We start from the raw sequence: 257 nt of genomic DNA, 5'->3' as shown, positions 1-257 counted from the left end.
ATGCCGCCGCGTTCTTGCCGCCCAGCTCGAGCGTGAAGCGCGTGAAGTTCGCGTTGACGGCTTGCTCGCCGATGATGCGACCGGTCGGCACCGAACCCGTGAACGACACCTTCGCCACGCGCGGATCGCCGATCACCTTCGCACCCACCTGGCCGGTGCCGTTGATCACGTTCAGCGTGCCCGGGGGTAAACCGGCTTCGGTCGCCAGCTCCGCGATACGCAGCATCGTGAGCGGCGTGAACTCCGACGACTTGATG

At 66.1% G+C, this 257-nt stretch carries 1 protein-coding gene; it reads right to left on the bottom strand.

Annotation, left to right across the window (positions count from 1 at the left end):
• Positions 1-257 (bottom strand): aldehyde dehydrogenase family protein (locus tag SB816_RS33115; RefSeq protein WP_410548392.1); only part of this gene is annotated, 257 nt, incomplete at both ends.

Source organism: Achromobacter sp. SIMBA_011, from assembly GCF_046535435.1.
GTDB lineage: Bacteria > Pseudomonadota > Gammaproteobacteria > Burkholderiales > Burkholderiaceae_B > Achromobacter > Achromobacter dolens.
Note: the sequence above shows the minus strand (reverse complement) of the source record. Positions and strands in the feature narration are given on the sequence as shown.